This window comes from Streptomyces sp. B15 (genome assembly GCF_018070605.1).
GTDB classification, from domain to species: domain Bacteria; phylum Actinomycetota; class Actinomycetes; order Streptomycetales; family Streptomycetaceae; genus Streptomyces; species Streptomyces smyrnaeus.
Genome location: NZ_JAGPXJ010000017.1, coordinates 55,913 through 71,781 on the forward strand (window position 1 = coordinate 55,913; position 15,869 = coordinate 71,781).

A 15,869-nucleotide genomic window follows, 5' to 3' on the forward strand; every position below is an offset into this window, starting at 1 on the left:
AGGTGAGTCACTCGGCTCACCATTACTGCAAGCCTGGAAGGAAGCATCATGGGACGCTTTGAGGGCCAGACCGTCATCGTCACGGGCGGCAGCGGGGGTATGGGCAGCAGTCATGTGCGGGGCTACCACGCCGAGGGGGCGAACGTCGTCATTGCCGGCCGCGACGACGACGCCGGCCGCGATCTCGCTGCTCAGCTCGGTCATCGGGCTCTGTCCGTTCACCTGGATGTCGCCAGCGAGGACGACTGGGCGGCACTGGTGCGAGAAGTCGAAGGCCACTTCGGGCCGATCACCATCCTGGTGAACAACGCGGGCGTCCAGAACCCGGCGGCCCCTATCGAGCACACCGAACTCCGCACCTGGGAGCACACCTTCAGCGTCAATGTCACCGGCCAGTTCCTCGGCATCAGGGCCGTGGCTCCGTCGATGCGCAGGGGTGGCGGCGGAACCATCGTCAACATCGCCTCGACCATGGCCCACGTCGGCACGGCCTTCTACGCCCCCTACACCGCCAGCAAGTGGGCCGTGCGCGGGCTGACCAAGACGGCCGCGCTGGAGCTGGGACGGGACAACATCCGGGTCAACTCCATCCACCCCGGCGTCGTCTCCACACCGCTGATCAACGAACCCACCGTCGCAGGCCAGCCGGCCATCGCCGACTTCTACTCGCCCGATCCCTTCGCCGTTCCCCGCCTCGCCGAACCCTCTGACATCACCCGGCTGTTGCTCTTCATCACCTCCCAGGACGCAACTTTCGCTACGGGCTCGGAATTCGTCCTGGACGGGGGCCTGCTGCTCGGCCCTGCGCTCCAACCCGAAGCCGACAACGCAGCTTGAGCCGGCATTGCAGTACGGAGCGTGCAGTCGCGGGCGCCCATCTTGTTCAAGGTGAAGCGATCGGGCCTTGCGATGATGACGGGCTGTGGCAGTTGTGACCACGGCGTCGGAGCCGTCCTGGATAGCTCCCTTCACTGGGCTGAACCCGCGCCGCTCGGGCAGGTCGGTGGCCGCGTTGCGACGAGGGCGCGGGTGCGGTGCGGCGGGGTCGGCGGACAGGCCCGTCATCCCGCGGTCGCCGGCGGTGGCGGTTACAGCGGGCCGTAGAGCCAGTTGCCGCGGGCTTCGGTGTCCTCGCTCGTGAAGTACCCGGTCACAGCGGTGCGGATCTCTTCAGGGCCGAGGGTGCCGTTACCGTCCAGGTCGAGCTTGGTGAAAGCGGCCGCCATCTCCTCAGGGGTGCCGCCGCTCACGGCCTGGCCGAGCAGGGTGTACTCGTTCAGGGTGATCAGGCCGTCGTTGTCCGTGTCGCAAATGTCCAGGCAGGCCGCAACGACATCGTGGAGGGCGGAGACCAGTGCGGACTCGTCGGAGGCGATGGACGCACGGACGCCGCGCTCGTACTCGTCCGGGTTGATCCGCCCGTCGCCGTCGTCGTCCATGTGCCGCAGGTGGGGGTCCCAGATGACGGCGAGGGCTTCCCGCAGCCGCTGCGCCTTCTCCGGCTGGGTGGAGACGGAATCGGCCAGGCGGTCGGCGATGGCCGTCAGGTCCTGTTCGGTGAGGAATCCGTCCTGGTCGGTGTCGAGGAAGGCGAACATGCGGCGGAGCTTGGTACTCAGTATCGAACTGTGGACAGCGGTCATGGCTTGCACTCTCCGTTCCTTTGTGCCGCTGGGTCCGCTGTTGCGCCAGGCGGCGAGAGCGGTGACAACGGCCGTGGGAAGTCGTCGAGTTCGCGACTACAGGCCGCTGGCTACCCATCGGCAGGCGGAAACCTGCCATCCGGAAGCAGCTTCACTCGTATGGAGGAAGCTGCAGGTCTGTACGGGGCGGTGATGGGCATCGCCGGTGCACCGTCGAGGTAACCGGCGGCTCCGCGCCAGGGCCGCCCACCGGTGCGAGCACGCACCGGTGATCCCGGCCGAGCCCGCTCCAGCGCATGTGAGGAAGAGCGATGCAGCCTGCCCCGCCGGCCCACCCGGTAGCTCCCGCGTTCGTCGTCCCGTCGGTCGCTTTGCCGTTCGAGCCACCGCCGACCCCTCCGCATGCGGGCGCCCTGCGCGACGACGCCATCGCCTGGGCCGAGCGGCACGGCCTGATCGGGCCGAGGGGCCGGGCCAGACTTGAACAGTCGGCCCTGCTGGACCTGGCAGTGGCGCTGGCCGGTCCGGCCCCGCTGCCCGGCGCGGCGGTTTTGATGGACTGGTTCCTGTGGGCGCTGGTGCTCGACGACCGGGTCGACGACGGGCCCTGGGGCGAAGGTGGGGCGCTACGGCGTTTCTCCGCCGAGGTCGAGTCGATCGTGGGGTCCGGTGGTGGCACGGACGGCCGTGACCCGATGCTGCACGCTCTGGCCACCGACCTGTGGCCGCGCACCCGGGCCCTGGGCGACACGGCGTGGCAGGTTCGCCTGCGCCGAGATCTGCTCCACCACTTGCGCGCACAGCAGGCTGTGGTGCAGATGAGGGAAAGCGGCGCGGCCTGCACCGTGGCCGAGTACACCGAGCTTCGGCGCGAGGCGTTCGGCGCGTTGCTGTTCTTCGATCTCATCGAAGCCGCGGACGGTGCCGTCCCGGCGACCGACCCGTGCGGCGAGGGGTGCTGGCATGACCTGCGCGCTCTCGCGGCGGATGTCATCGCCTGGACCAACGACATCCACTCCGTCGCGAAGGACCTCGTGCACGGTGAGCCCTACAACCTGGTCACGCTTCTCGCCGGGGAACATCGCACCCCTTGGCAGGAATCGCTGGACACGGCCCGCGACATGATCGTCGCGGCCGCGGACGACTTCACCGCCCGCAAACTCCGCCACCTCGCCCATCTGCCGTCCGTCTCTCGTACCGCGGACCAGGTAGCGCGGATCGGACGACTCGAACAGGCGATGCGCGCCTCCGCCGACTGGCACGCGGGCGTCTCCCGCTACCACTTGCAGGCCGATGGAGGCCCGCACTCCCGCGTCAGCGTCATGGACACCTCGCTGACGCCGCCCACGCTGAAGTCACGGGCTTTCGAAATCGACCCCTATCCGCTGTATCGGCGGCTGCGCGACACCATGCCGATCGCCTATGACGAGCCCACCGATACCTGGTTGCTGAGCCGGCACGCGGATGTACGCGCGGCCTTGACCGATCCGAGATTCAGCAACGAGAACTACACCTGGCAGATCGCCCCGCTGCTCGGCCACAGCATCGTGTCCATGGACGGTCAGGAGCACGCCGCGCACCGCGCACCGCTCACCCGGGCCTTCCGCAGCCGGGCCCTGACGATCCTGCAGGATTCCATCGACGACGTCGCCAGGGGTCTGGTGGCACGGTTACGCGGCCGCGGGCAGGTGGACCTGGTCGCCGAGTTCACCACCCCTCTGCCGATCCAGGTGATGGCCCGCGCGCTGGGGCTGCCCGCCGACACACCCGAGCAAGTCGCCCGGTTGAAACGCTGGTGCACCGTGGGTTTCTCCTACATGGGCAACTACCGGCAGGACCCGGGCCTGTTGACGCACGGCCTCACCAATCGGGACGACTTCTACGACTACCTCCAGCCCCACCTGGACGCCCGACGCGCCCGCCCCGGCAACGACCTGATCTCCGCCCTGCTGACCGCCACGGTGGACGGCAGACCGCTGTCGGAGCAGTACGTCCGCGGGTGCTGCGCGATCCTGATGACCGCGGGCAGCGAGACCAGCCACGGCACCCTCGCCAACCTGATCACCAACGTCCTGGAGGTCCCCGGGCTGTTGAACGCGATACGCACCGACCCGACGGCGATCGACCTGGCGCTCGCCGAGACGATGCGCCGCGATCCGGCCCTGCAGCTGGTGCTCCGGCAGACGCGCGAAGAGGTCGACCTGCCCTCCGGGAGGGTACCCGCGGGCGTCACCGTCGCCTGTCTGATCGGCTCGGCCAACCGTGACCCCCGTCGCTTCCCGGACCCGGACAGCTTCGCACTGCACCGCGCCGACGGCCGTCTCGACCGGGAGTACGGCGGCGCGGCCACCCACTTCGCGTTCGGCGCGGGCCGGCACTTCTGCCTCGGGTCGCATCTGGCCCGCGCCGAGATCACCACCGGTCTGCGACTGCTGATCGCGCGATACCCCCGCCTGCGTTGGGCGCACGGCTTCCGACCCGAACCGGCCGGCTTCCTCAACCGCTGCCCCAGCCGACTGGAGGTCACCCTGTGACCGAAGCGGCACACGTACCCGAGGGCTACGCGAGCAGCTACGTCGCCCACCACGTCCCCGGCGAACAAGCCCGCCTGCACACCTTGGAGGCCGCGTTCGATCCGGCGACCTTCCGCGTGCTCAGCCGTCTCGGTCTGCCCGAGGACGCGCGCTGTCTCGACCTGGGCGCCGGAGCGGGGTCGGTCGCCGCCTGGCTGGCCGCCCACCGCCCCCTCGGGCAGGTCACAGCCACCGACACGGACACCCGGTTCCTGCGCTTCCCGCCCCGCACACCGATCCGAGTGCTCCGGCACGACGCCGTTCGCGAGGACTTCCCGCCGGAGGTGTTCGACCTCGTCCATGCCCGCGCCCTGCTGTGCCACCTGCCCCAACGCGAGGAGTTGCTCCGGCGGGCCGTCGATTGGGTCCGCCCCGGCGGCTGGCTGGTCGTCGAGGACCTCTCCGTCCGGCTCGCCGACACCTCCCCGCATCCTGTGTTCAAAAGGGTCACCCGGGCCGGCGAAGAGCTGCTCGCCACGACGGTCGGGTCCGACCTGCGCTGGGCCGACAAGCTTGCCGGCCGATTCATCGAGCTCGGCCTGGGTGACGTCGAGTCCTCCACCGCTCTGGGCACCGTCGGCGATCGAAGCGCGACCGATGCCTTCTGGACGGCGACGTTCGACCAAGCCGTCCCCGCCCTGCTGGACAAGGGCCTACTCACCCGCCAGGACATGGCAGCAATGCGTGAGCTCCACCGCTCTCCCGACTTCACCGACACCGGTATCAGCCTGATCTCGGTACAAGGCCGCAAGAAGGCGAGCGGGGCTCCCGTATCGCCTCCATGACGCGGGTGAACCGGGCGCAGTCGTCGGTGTTCCCGCCCGTGACGGCCAAAGCGAGCGGGCGGCCCGGCCGTCCACCGCCAGGTGTACTTGGCGGTCAGGCCGCCCCGGGGCCTTCCGAGGGCCGGGCGGCCTCGCCCCGGATTCGTGCCCCGGTGGCGTGCTGGTGGGCGCGGACGATGCTGGTCGATCGACACCAGCCAGTCGATGTCGCCCGTGGCGGCCGCTTCCGCCTGGGCGGCCTGGAGCATCCGGGCGAAGGTGCCGTCCTTGGCCCAGCGGCGGAAACGGGTGTGCAGCGTGGCCAAGGGCCCGTTCCGCTCGGGCACGTCCCGTCAGGCGGTACCGGTCCGCAACTTCCACTGCCCGGACCGAGGTTCACCGTGGCCTGCCTGCCGTCGACGGTGGCGCCGGCGGCCGGCTCGTAGCCGAGGAAGTCCGTTGCGTCCCCAGTAGGGGCCGCCGCCGGGCAGCGGCCTGCTCTCCAGGCCGAGGCCGTACGCGCGGCCGTCGGAGCTGCCGGTCGGGCGGGTGCCACCCTCGCGACGGTCCGGACGCGGTGCTCAGTGGGGCCTGGTGGGAGAGGTCCGGCCTGGGAAGGCCCGGTGGTTACGGTCAGCCCTTCGCGTGCCAGACAGTGCCCCGCCGTTCGTACTCCAGGATCATCTCGGCGCGCAGCGCGTCCTGCGGTCCGTAGAGACGCTCAGCGGCAGCAGTCAGATGAGACAGGTCAGGAGATGAGCGAGCGGCCTGTGGGCGCCAACCGCAGTGTCCGGGGGGCTGTTGTCTGTTCTCGCTCGATGCTCCGCAGGATCTCCTGTGCGAGGGGATGGGCCAGTACGTCAGCGAGGTGCCGTCGGTAAGCGCTCTCGTCCGGGTACGAGGTCAGGACAACGGCGACGTTCTCCCCGGTGCGAATCGGCAGCCTGGGGAATGTGTTGTGCGCCGTCTCGGAAGTGAGGGCGGCGAGCGGCGCGGGTCCCGTCTTCTGCAGCAGGGGGAGGAGACCGTCCCGGATCAGGGCTGTGCCCTCCTGTCGTCCGGGCGGGAAGGACCACACGGTGGCGGACACGAATCGGTTCGGTGCCGAAGTGCCGGCCTGGGGCCGCTCGGAGGGGGAGACGTTGAAGGCGCTTTGGTCCGACAGGGGGCGCAGGAGGAGGACATCGTCGGAGTCGATCATGGTGGTGTTGGCCTGGGGGCCGTGCTCGGCCCAGACAGGGCCGTCGTAGAAGGCCGTCAGTGCGTGGTGCCGTGCCGCCATGTCCCGGAACCCGCGCAGCCAGACGAAGCGATCCGGATCGCCGAGGTCCCGGAACTGGCCGAGCACGACCATCCCGGCCTCTTCCTGGGTTTCCACGAACTCCCGGTCGAACAGCTCGATGAGCTCGTCGCGCCGACCGGAGCGCAGCGTGTACTGGCGAAGCTCGATCACGGCAGGGGAGTCGGCAGGGTTGGTGAGGGTCACGGCAGGCTCCTGTTGAGTCTTGAACTGCGGGCACGTGATGCCGGCTCGTTCGGTCGGAGCCGGGCGGTGAGCTGACGGTAGGGGAGCTGTGTGCCAGGTGCTGTCAGGGTTTCGGGGGAGAATGCGCCCATGTCTGCCGGTCGACTGCTGTCGGTGCTGCTGTTGCTGCAATCCCGTGGCCGCACGTCCGCGCGAGGGCTCGCCGAGGAACTGGGCGTGTCTGTCCGGACCGCATACCGTGACGTGGCGCGTTTGCAGGCCGCTGGGGTCCCGGTCTACGCGGAGCCGGGGCGCGGAGGCGGCTATCAGTTGGTCGACGGCTATCGCACCCGCCTGACCGGGATGAGCGAGGGCGAGGCGCGGGCGCTGTTCTTCGCCGGGCTGCCCGGCCCCGCCGCCGACCTGGGGCTCGCGGCTGAGGTGACGGCAGCGCGGCTGAAGCTGCTGGCCGCGCTGCCGACGGGACTGCGTGAGGAGGCCGAGCGGAGCGCGGCGGTGTTCCACCTGGATGCTCCCGGCTGGTACCGGGAACCCGAGCAGACGCCGTATCTGACCTTGTTCGTCGATGCGGTGATCACCCAGCGTGCGGTGGACGTGCGCTACCGTCGCTGGCGCGCGCCGCAAGAGGTACGTCGCCGCCTTCGACCCTACGGCCTGGTGCTCAAGTCCGGTGTCTGGTACCTCGTGGCCGCTGGGAAGAACCGGATCGCGACCTACCGGGTGACCCAAGTCCTCGACGCGGTGCTGAGCGACGAGCGGTTCGACCGGCCGCAGGACTTCGACCTGGGCGCGTACTGGACCTCTTACCTCGACGGTTTCCAGACACGCCGCTACACCGGCAGAGCCACTGTCCGCCTGTCCCCACAGGGACGCCGGCGCCTGCCCGACAACGTCCCTCCGGAGGTGGTGCGGGCAGTCGACTCCACCGCGACCGCCGTCGGGGACGAGGGATGGGTCGAGGCGGTCATCCCGACCGAGAGCATCGAGCACGCGTGCGGTGAGTTGCTGCGGCTCGGTATCCACGTCGAGGTCGTCGCGCCGACCGAACTGCGCCAAGCCATGGCCGACACAGTGGGCGTACTCGCCGAAGCCTACGGATCCGCCGGCGTGGCAGAGTCGACTGGCTCACTCACCAGCAACATCAAATGAGGCGGGACACCCTGACGCCCGACCGCATCATCGACCACCTCGACCCTGCGCCCGCGCTCCAGCGGCGCAAACAGTGCCCCCCAAGGACACCGTGCTGATCGTGGCCGGAACCCCGGTTCCCACCCGCGGCCACACCAGGGCCGAGCAGCCGAAGAGCTACAGGTACGCAGCCGGCCACCAGGTCGTCTTCGACACCGACACCCGGCGCGTCACCATCGGCCGTCCCCTTCCCGGGAATCGCAACGACTGCAAGGCGTGGGAGCTGTCCGGCGCCAGGGGTGCCGTCGGGAAGAACACGGTGCTCGGGGCGGCGGCCACGGGGGCACCGGCCTGGTCACCCGCACCGCCACGAGAGCGGCCGGCCGAACTTCCGGCAGGGAAGATTGCGCGCGGCTGCGCTACAAAGGCGACGGCGTCCATCACGACATGCTCGGCATCGCCCGCATGCACAACTGTCCCTGCTGGGTGACGCAGGGACCAGCAGGCCATCCAGCACGACAGAGAGCATTTACGGGATAACCTCAGATGGGGTTGCAGTGGGCGCCGACGATATCGTTGTTGCTGCCCACGACGACTTTGACGATCTCGCATTCGTAGAGCCAGCGTCGACTGTCCGGCTTCGTGATCAGAGTGTTTTCCATGGGTTCATGATTGATGAACAAGGGCGTGCAGTTGAATCCGTCCAGCATGCGCAGACCGGAGTCGTAGTCCAGGTGTCGGCACTGGTAGTCGCGGAATGCGACGGCGCTGGGTGCAGGCGCGGTGACCCCGATCGACGTCGTGGCGGCGAGCCCCACGGTGACGGTGGCGATGACCGGACGGCGGACAAGCGATCACAGGTTCATGTGCGATTCCCTTCCTCTCGGGTCGCCTTGGCCCGCTTGCCGCCGCCTCCCGCAGCGCCAGGGCCAGGCGAGAACGACCTCTCAGCAGGGACATGCCCGGCACTCCCTCACGGAAGCAGAAGCATCGCCGCTGTTCACTCAGAAGCATTGCTTCCTCGCCAATACCCGCTGCTGCGGGCCTTCTTGGGCAAGAGTCGGCGCTCAGGAGGGCAGAGGAACGCGCCACATGGCGCCCCGTCCGTGCGCTTCGCCTGTGTTGAGCGCGGACAGGAAGTTGGATCTCGCCTTTGCCGGGTCGGCGGCGTGTCCGGGCTCGGGTCAGTCCCGCCCGGCCAGTGAGTAGACCCTCGCTCTTGTAGCCTCATCCGGATGGTAACCGAAGCGGGCTTGATCGAACGGATCTGGCGGTATCCGATCAAGTCGACAGGGGGCGAGATACTCGACCAAGCGGAGGTCGAGGAAAGAGGGTTTGTCGGCGACCGTCTCTTCGCAGTGCGCGACGCTCACGGCAAGTTCGGCTCGGGGAAGAACACCCGTCGCTTCCGCAGGATGCAGGGACTGCTGCAACTGCGTTCCCGGTACGTGGACGACGCTGGTGAGCCTGAACTGCTCGACCCGAGGGGCACGGTGGTACCGGACCGGAATGCCTATCTTCGTCGTTACCTCGGTCGCGAGGACGTCGAGGTAGCTCGCGAGGGGGCAATCTCTCACTTCGACCAGTTGCCTATCAGTGAGCCTTTTCCATCTTGATCAGGTGGCGAGTTCGAGGGCGAGGACGGCACGGACGACGGCTGTGATCCGGGTGGTGCTGCAGCGGTGCTTCCGCAGGAACCGCCAGGACTTGAGGATGGCCATGGCGCGTTCGCCGAGGCTGCGGATCTTGGCGTGATCGCGGTTGTGACGTCGGCGCCAGCCGCGCAGGTGCTCGCCCCGATCGGGACACAGGATCGCAGGGTCAGCGCCCTGATACGCCTTGCCGGCCCAGCACTTGATGTCGTCTGCGGCAAGGGCGGCGGGAATGCCGTGGACCCGCACCGCGGTCAGGTCGCGTGTGGCTCCCGGCAACGCGTCCGAGGCCCAGATCAGGCGTCCGGCGGGATCGGCGAGGACTTGAACGTTCATCCCGTGGTACTTCTTCTTCACGGAGTAGTACGGCCGGTCGGCGGCGATGCGGTCGATCGACAGCACGGTGCCGTCGAGGATCACGTACGCCTTCATCCGGACGGTCGTCATAGCCTGTTCCAGCGTGGGCGCAAGGGCGGCCGGGAGGTCGACGGCCTCGCGTATGTAGCGGTAGGCCGTGACTATCCCGATGCGGAACCCAGCGGCAAGACGGGCGTAGGTGTCGCCGCAGCGCTGGGCCAGGACGAGCATGGCCTGTCGGCCGCAGGTCAGGCGCCGCCAGCGCGAACCCATCCGACGGCGGTGACCTGCGAGAAAACCGGAGAGATGCCGCAGAGTGCGGCTGGACAGATCGATGCCGGACGGGTACACAAGCACGCGAGAGCTCCTGGCGGACTGGTGATCTTGGTCGTGAACCCGTCTACCAGGAGCTTTCTTCATGCCAGCTGCCGGGACTGCCAGCCCAACCACCCGTCAGGGTGGAAGAGGTGCAGTCTCCCAAGGCTCAACTCTGACCTCTAGTGACGCTCCCTATCGCGCAATGACGGACTATAAAAGGAAACTGGATGAAATACGCGCCACCCTAGCTGGGTCCCTTCTTCGTAGGTGCGCCAAAAGCTTGACCAGTGCTCTGAAATCACGACTGAAGTGTGGTCTGAGCCCAATGTGCGACGCAGATCGCTACGCAGCTCATCATGCAATTGTGCGGCCATTGCTGCGTCTCCAGCAGCGCCAATGCATTGCGCCTGGAAGCAGCGCGCTTCGAGCATGTCAACGTGGTCGTCGGGGAAAAGGTGGCTTTGATGAGCGATCAGCTCGTCATAGAGACGCACAGCCCGCACTGGGTCGCCAGCCTCTGCCACAAGTATGGCGTGCCATCTGCGAGCCTGAAGTACGTAGTGGTCATCCGCCCCGCGTGCTCGTGCCAATCTGGGTATCAAATCCTCGTACAGTTCTGCACTTTCCCTTGTCTGCCCCGCCTCGCCGACCCAATGCGCATGCTGGTATTGGATCATGAGCACTTCCGGGTCATCAGGCCCGGCCAAACTGGACCAGTGGCGTACCACTTCGCCGTACAGCCGCGCGGCCTCCGAAGGGTCTCCGCTTTCGCCCACCGCGTTGGCATGGTTGGCCCGACCGATGAGCACGTTGCGATGGTCGGGGCCCAGCAGTCCGGTGTAGTCCCGAACATGGCCAGCTAACTCGTCGACCTTCTCGGCGCGCGAGAGGGGCGGCCGGCTGTACACGTGGCCGATGTGCCCGACGTCACCGTCGATGAAACCGATGTTGTTGTTGTTCGACCCGGAACCGCCGCTCAGCGTCACGTTGATGCGCTGTGATGGGCCCGTCTCCGGGGGAGCAATCGATTTCACCAAGCGGTCCAGGCCTGCGCGAGCCTCCTCGCGGGATTCCGGGTTGAGGTCCATCAGATACCGCTCAAACTGACCCTGCCAAAACCCCTCAAGCCGACCGCGTACAGCCTCGGCACGCTGTGGCTCCGCTGCAGCGATTTCGTCAGCACTGTCTTGGAGCCGGCGCATGGCGTCTGCCTCCCGCTCAGGGTCCCCGCGGCCCACCCACCCTGCCACGCGCCTGTGTAGCGTATGCCAGACGTCCGTTCCAGCAGCCTGCACTACCGCTGTTCCACCTGCTGCCGCAGTCGCCACCAATAGCTCATTAAGCATGCCAACCCCGTCAGATGGCAGGGTAAGGCGAAAACGTTCCTTATGAGAGGGTGTTGCACGATCCTGACGGCGCTGGTTGCGTGTTGGACGGAACTGCGGCACGACGGAGCTCCTGATAGACGGTTCACGCCAAGCTCCACTGTCCGCCAGGAGCTTCGTGTGCTCGTCTACCCGTCATCGATCGACCCGTCCAGTCGCACCCTGCGATACCGGACCGGACGACTCGCTGTCCGGCGAGGGGAGATTGGGACCCGAGGCGGCGCCTGACCGCCGGCCGTCAGGCTGTCCTCGCCCTGGCCCGGTGCTTGGTGGTGAGCCGCGCACAGATCTCGAACAGGATCTGCCCGCCCCCCGCTGTCAACTCGTCCAGGACCGTCCTGCGGGGGCCAGGGCCTTGAAGGCATCGTCCGTCGTGACCAATGATATGCAAGCCATGACTTGCCTGTGGTCGCCGTGGAGCGAAGCCGGCACTGCCCCCGGGGGAGTCAGGACAGCAGGGCGGCGGCAGCCGTCAGGAGGTCCTGGTTACGGCCGGTGACGTCGCGTTCGGTCAGCTCGTGCACCTCGTCCGCCTGCACACCGAGGTCCTCGAGCGGAACATCGACGTTGCCGCGCGTCCGAGTGGCGCGCCGGAGTGCGACGCGGAACCCGGCGCCGCGCGGCAGCTCGCCAAGCAGTTCGGGCAGCCATACGCGCAGCAGTTCGTGCGTCCACACGTTGGCACCGCCGCCCCCGGACCGCCACGCGGTCCCCAGAACGGGGCCGAGGTCGTTGTCCTGGAAGCCGGCGGCGAAGATGTCGGCGGCCGAGTAGGACAGCGCGTCGGTGATCAGAATCTTCGGTCCGGTGTAGCGCGGCAGCCCTGCGGTGACCGCTTCCGGGTCGGTGAGCGGGAAGCCCTGGGAGTGCACCTCGCCGGTTTCCACGGCGTCGCGGATCGAGCTGGTCCAGACGCGGAAGCTCGGGTTGGATCGGGCCAGTGCGAGCGCGCTGCGCGTGGTCGGCAGCGAGAAGCTCACCGGGACGACAGGATGCCCGCTCAGGATCTGCAGCGCGGACTCCGCCGCCGGGACATGGCCGCCCGGGTTGCCACGGATGTCCACGATCAGCCCCTCCGACGGAGCGCGCGCCACCATCCGAGCCAGCTGCTCGGCGAACAGCCGGGCCCCCGAGACGTTGAACGAGAAGATGCGCAAGTAGCCGTAGGAACGTCCGCGCAGCCGCAGCGTCCGATAGGCGACCACACCGCGGAAGGCACGCGGAGAGGGGCGCCGCGCCTGGGGCGGGGCGAACAGGGCGCGTTTGATCTGCCGCGTGGCCTCGTTCCCGGCGTCGATGCCGAGGCTGGTGGCCAGGGTGGGCACCGGGTCCTGCGCGCGGCCCGCGCGCCACTCGGCGGCGCGCACCCGCCACGGTAGACGCGTCTCGCGGCGCCGGCCGGCACGGGTGCGGTAGGTCAGCAGTACCCAGCGCTCGTCGGGCGGTGGACCGGTGCGCAACGAGCGCAGGGTCAGCGCCTCCAGCCCGCGCGCCAGGCGCGCGTCCGGGTTGGAGCCCGCCTGTGCTGCCGCGTTGCGCTCGATCGTGCGCTCGATCGGCACCCCGTTCCAGGTCTCCAGCTCGGCCCCGACGTCGAAGCCCGCGTGCGCCAGCGAGCGGTCGATCTTGGAGACGATGTGGTGCGGCCTGCCGTCCGGGGCGACGTAGCGTTCGACGAGAAAGCCCAGCGTCGCCACATGACCGCGGTACGGGTCCGGCAGCTGGTAGCCGGTGTGCAGGTCCCGCAGTTCCCGGAAGACACTTGCCAGCTCGGCGTGGAACTGCGGCTCGCTGAGCGGCCTCAGGCGGCGTTCCAGCAGCCTCAGGCGCTGGACCGGGTCGGTGGCGTGCATCGCCCGCTTCAGCGGGAGGTGCACGTACAACTCCTCGAGCAGCACCCGGGCCGCGGCCACCAGGCGGTAGCGGTCCGCGAGCGGCAGCGGGTCGTCGGCGGCCCGTTCCAGGAAAGCGTCGAGCCCGATCGAGTCGGGCAGGGTGTGGGTCGGCTGTGCCACCGTCGTGCTCATGTGTAGTACTCCGCGAGGTGCTGGAGCTGGGGCACACCGCTGCGGGCCACGGCGGCGAAGTAGGCGGCGTCGTGCGTGAGCGGGTCCAGACGCGGTACGACCAGGTCCTGCGGGACCTCGGCCGCGGCGGCGAACGTGCCCGCGTCGCCTTCCGGCATGTCGCCGAAGAGCACGAGCGGCGCCTCGGGATCGTCCAGCGGGCCGCCCCAGTCCGCGAGCGCGTCCTGCGCGGCATGCCAGGCGGCCACCGGATCGGCGCGTACCTTCTCCAGCGCGCGCTTGACGCCGGGCCAGTCGAGGGTGGCGTCGGCGCGGTCCGGCTGCCGTACCGCCACCCGGCGCTTGAGCCCGGCCACCGTGAGGGTGTCTGTGTGTGTCGCACCCGCGGCGGTCATCAGCCCCGGTGTCCCGTAGAACGGCCGGCCGCGCACCAGTACCAGCCGCACGTGCCGCTCGGTCGCGTTGATCAGATTGCGATACACGTCCCGGTCCGGGTCGTGGCGATCGAGTACGAGCAGGTCCGCGGCGCTGCCCCGCTGCAACCGGCCCACCTGCGGCCCCCAGGCGGTCGCCAGCGCGTCACCGGGGTTGGCGGTGACCATGTCGCACAGCTCCCGGTCGCTGAAGTGCCCATCCAACTCGTGCCGGTTGACGGCGTCGGCGACCTTCAGCTCGCCGAGCACATGCTTGGTTCCCGACGGCGACCAGTCGGAACCCAGCGCGATCCGCAGCCCCTTCCTGTCGGCCTCCACCACGCTCGTCGTCTCGTGGTAGAGCCAGTAGTTGGAGAACGGCGACCATACGACCGTGCCCCGCGCCGCGGCGTCGATCGCCGCCACCGCCTCCTGCCACGTCCCGAAGTCGGAGCGGGTCAGCGCGGTGCCGTGCACGCCGATCAGGCCGGGCTTCAGACACGGCCCGAGTTCAACGAACTCGTCGTGCACGGTCGAGCCACGCCTGCCCTCCGCGACGTGGTAGATCAGCACCCGGGTGCCGTCGAGCCTGTCCGCCCGGCTGTCGCGCAGCTCTTCGGCATCGAGCTGGAGCGCCGCGGTCATCACCATGTCGGTGCCCGTCGGCAGCTTCTCGTTGTCGATGATCCGCAGCAGCCAGCCGTCGACGTGGCGGGTGGAGCGTGGAGCGCCCTGGATGGCCGTTGTGCCACCGATCAGCGCTTTGACCTCGATGTATTTGACCAGTGCCTCGGGCGCCGCGTGGCCAAGCACCTTGGCGGGCCAGGTGACAGAGGTGGAGTAGTCGGGCGGACGCCGTTCGCCGACCCAGCGGTCGTGGTGCGCGTAGGGCACACCGACCGCCTCCCACAGGGGGAGCGTGTTGTACGCGAGGTGGTTGTGAAGGTCGACCAGACCGGGGAGGATCATCGCCTCCGTGTCGATCCGCGGCGCGTCGGAGAAACCCGCGGGCGGAGCCTGACCGGCCGACCGTACCGCGGCCAGTCGGCCGTCGTCGCCGACGTACACGGCGCCGGGGTCCAGGACCCGATGGTCGTCGTCGAAGGTGACGACCGTGCCGCGGAGCACGAGTGCCATCAGTCCGGCGCCTTCCAGACCAGCGTGTGCCCGTCGTCCGGCGACGGGCGGCTGACGGAGTTCTGCGCTCCACTCGGCCTGGCACGCACCCACGCGTCGTCGCCCAGGAACGCGGGTGCACCGAAGGGCAGGTCGCGCCGGGGGATCGGGCTGTAGTCGGCCTCGGAGAAGTCCGCCCCATAGTTGGGGCCGGTGTTGTCGCCGTCGTCGTCCGGCGTCACGATCTCGCGCAGCTGTGTGACGGCGCCGCGCCAGGCGCCGAGTAGCGCCTCGGGGTCGTGGCTGGAGGGGTGGGGCACCTCGACCAGCGTGACCTGTGGCCGTGACGTCCACAGCCGCACCGCCTCCCGGGCCATGAACCCCATCGCGACGATGGCCTGGAGCGTCGGATCGGTCGCCCGGTCGAAGACCGCGTTCCGCCACTGGGTCTGTGCCGGTTCGGCCAGGCCGTCCTTCATCGCGAACGCCTGGCTCGGGTGCACCGCGTACGCCCACGCGTTCAGACAGACATAGGAGCGGGTCAGCCCCAGCTTGGTCAGGAAGCCCTGCACCCGCTGGCCGGCGTTGCCGACGAGGCTGCGTCCGGCGATCCGCTCGGTCGGTCCGGGGTCCGAGGCGACGATCAGCACACGGGCTGAGCCGTCGAGCCGGCCGCGGTAGAAGATCGGCCCCCAGTCGTACCAGAACGCGGACTCGACGGGCGGGTCGGGTACTTGCGCGAGCAGCTCCGCGAACTGAGCCGTCGGCCCGCGGTCGAACTCCGGCATGACGCAGTGCCTCCTCGCCGTCGGGTACTCGTCGCCCCAGCTGCAAACAGCGCATCTCGGCACTCCAGGGCGAGCTGCGGGCCTGTCGGCCGTGATGGGCTCCGACTCCATGGATCACTCCGCGCCACTCCGCGCAAACCACGACAGCCGCCAACTGGCCGAGAGGAGGAGCAGGACGACAGCTCGGAGAGCAGCCGTGTCCTCCGATCGGCTGACACC

The 15,869-nt window shown here is 68.9% G+C and carries 13 protein-coding genes and 4 pseudogenes; 7 read left to right on the forward strand and 10 right to left on the reverse strand.

Going from position 1 to position 15,869, the window contains the following annotated elements; translation table 11 throughout:
* Positions 1-48 precede the first annotated feature (48 nt).
* The gene (locus KBY19_RS10900; protein ID WP_210965665.1) at positions 49-837 is read left to right on the forward strand and encodes an SDR family NAD(P)-dependent oxidoreductase; all 789 of its coding nucleotides are present in this window, start codon (positions 49-51) and stop codon (positions 835-837) included.
* Positions 838-922: 85 nt separating this feature from the next.
* A pseudogene (locus tag KBY19_RS10905) lies at positions 923-1,049 on the forward strand (IS5/IS1182 family transposase); the annotation flags it as partial.
* Between the two features lie 39 nt (positions 1,050-1,088).
* On the opposite strand, the gene KBY19_RS10910 reads toward KBY19_RS10905, so the two are convergent.
* Entirely contained in the window at positions 1,089-1,643 is a 555-nt protein-coding gene (locus KBY19_RS10910; protein ID WP_099876875.1) for an EF-hand domain-containing protein, read from the reverse strand.
* Between the two features lie 311 nt (positions 1,644-1,954).
* Between KBY19_RS10910 and KBY19_RS10915 the strand changes: the two genes are divergently transcribed.
* A complete protein-coding gene (locus KBY19_RS10915; RefSeq protein WP_210965666.1) occupies positions 1,955-4,177 on the forward strand; it encodes a cytochrome P450 in 2,223 nt (740 codons plus the stop codon).
* Positions 4,174-5,001 carry a trans-aconitate 2-methyltransferase gene (locus KBY19_RS10920; RefSeq protein ID WP_210965667.1) on the forward strand — a complete coding sequence of 276 codons (828 nt, stop codon included), beginning with the start codon at positions 4,174-4,176 and terminating at the stop codon, positions 4,999-5,001. The genes KBY19_RS10915 and KBY19_RS10920 overlap by 4 nt, the downstream gene beginning before the upstream one ends.
* 31 nt (positions 5,002-5,032) lie before the next feature.
* On the opposite strand, the pseudogene KBY19_RS36375 reads toward KBY19_RS10920, so the two are convergent.
* Positions 5,033-5,279: pseudogene (locus KBY19_RS36375) on the reverse strand (IS5/IS1182 family transposase); the annotation flags it as partial.
* A gap of 449 nt (positions 5,280-5,728) precedes the next feature.
* Complete coding sequence (locus tag KBY19_RS10925) at positions 5,729-6,466, reverse strand: NIPSNAP family protein (RefSeq protein ID WP_210965668.1); 738 nt, start codon at positions 6,464-6,466, stop codon at positions 5,729-5,731.
* A gap of 129 nt (positions 6,467-6,595) precedes the next feature.
* On the opposite strand from KBY19_RS10925, the gene KBY19_RS10930 reads away from it, so the two are divergent.
* The gene (locus KBY19_RS10930) at positions 6,596-7,615 is read left to right on the forward strand and encodes a YafY family protein (protein ID WP_210965669.1); all 1,020 of its coding nucleotides are present in this window, start codon (positions 6,596-6,598) and stop codon (positions 7,613-7,615) included.
* Between the two features lie 20 nt (positions 7,616-7,635).
* Positions 7,636-8,134 (forward strand): annotated as a pseudogene (locus tag KBY19_RS36380) (hypothetical protein); the annotation flags it as partial.
* A gap of 2 nt (positions 8,135-8,136) precedes the next feature.
* Here KBY19_RS36380 and KBY19_RS10935 read toward each other — a convergent pair.
* Positions 8,137-8,412: a hypothetical protein gene (locus KBY19_RS10935; RefSeq protein ID WP_099876869.1), complete on the reverse strand. Its 276-nt coding sequence runs from the start codon at positions 8,410-8,412 to the stop codon at positions 8,137-8,139.
* Positions 8,413-8,829: 417 nt separating this feature from the next.
* On the opposite strand from KBY19_RS10935, the gene KBY19_RS10940 reads away from it, so the two are divergent.
* Positions 8,830-9,210 (forward strand): MOSC N-terminal beta barrel domain-containing protein, encoded by a 381-nt coding sequence (locus KBY19_RS10940; protein ID WP_099876867.1) that lies wholly within the window; start codon positions 8,830-8,832, stop codon positions 9,208-9,210.
* Here KBY19_RS10940 and KBY19_RS10945 read toward each other — a convergent pair whose 3' ends face one another.
* The 6 genes and pseudogenes from KBY19_RS10945 to KBY19_RS10965 all read right to left on the reverse strand — a co-directional run bounded on the left by KBY19_RS10945 (position 9,211) and on the right by KBY19_RS10965 (position 15,650).
* A complete protein-coding gene (locus tag KBY19_RS10945; protein WP_210965670.1) occupies positions 9,211-9,960 on the reverse strand; it encodes a transposase family protein in 750 nt (249 codons plus the stop codon).
* Positions 9,961-10,100: 140 nt separating this feature from the next.
* A complete protein-coding gene (locus KBY19_RS10950; protein ID WP_210965671.1) occupies positions 10,101-11,123 on the reverse strand; it encodes a hypothetical protein in 1,023 nt (340 codons plus the stop codon).
* A gap of 445 nt (positions 11,124-11,568) precedes the next feature.
* Positions 11,569-11,702: pseudogene (locus KBY19_RS36385) on the reverse strand (transcriptional regulator); the annotation flags it as partial.
* A 50-nt stretch (positions 11,703-11,752) separates the two neighbouring features.
* The gene (locus KBY19_RS10955; protein WP_210965672.1) at positions 11,753-13,333 is read right to left on the reverse strand and encodes a S41 family peptidase; all 1,581 of its coding nucleotides are present in this window, start codon (positions 13,331-13,333) and stop codon (positions 11,753-11,755) included.
* Positions 13,330-14,883, reverse strand: coding sequence for an amidohydrolase family protein (locus KBY19_RS10960; protein ID WP_099876857.1), 1,554 nt, complete (start codon positions 14,881-14,883; stop codon positions 13,330-13,332). Before KBY19_RS10960 ends, KBY19_RS10955 begins: the two co-directional genes overlap by 4 nt.
* Positions 14,883-15,650 (reverse strand): hypothetical protein, encoded by a 768-nt coding sequence (locus KBY19_RS10965; RefSeq protein WP_210965673.1) that lies wholly within the window; start codon positions 15,648-15,650, stop codon positions 14,883-14,885. Before KBY19_RS10965 ends, KBY19_RS10960 begins: the two co-directional genes overlap by 1 nt.
* Positions 15,651-15,869: the final 219 nt, after the last annotated feature.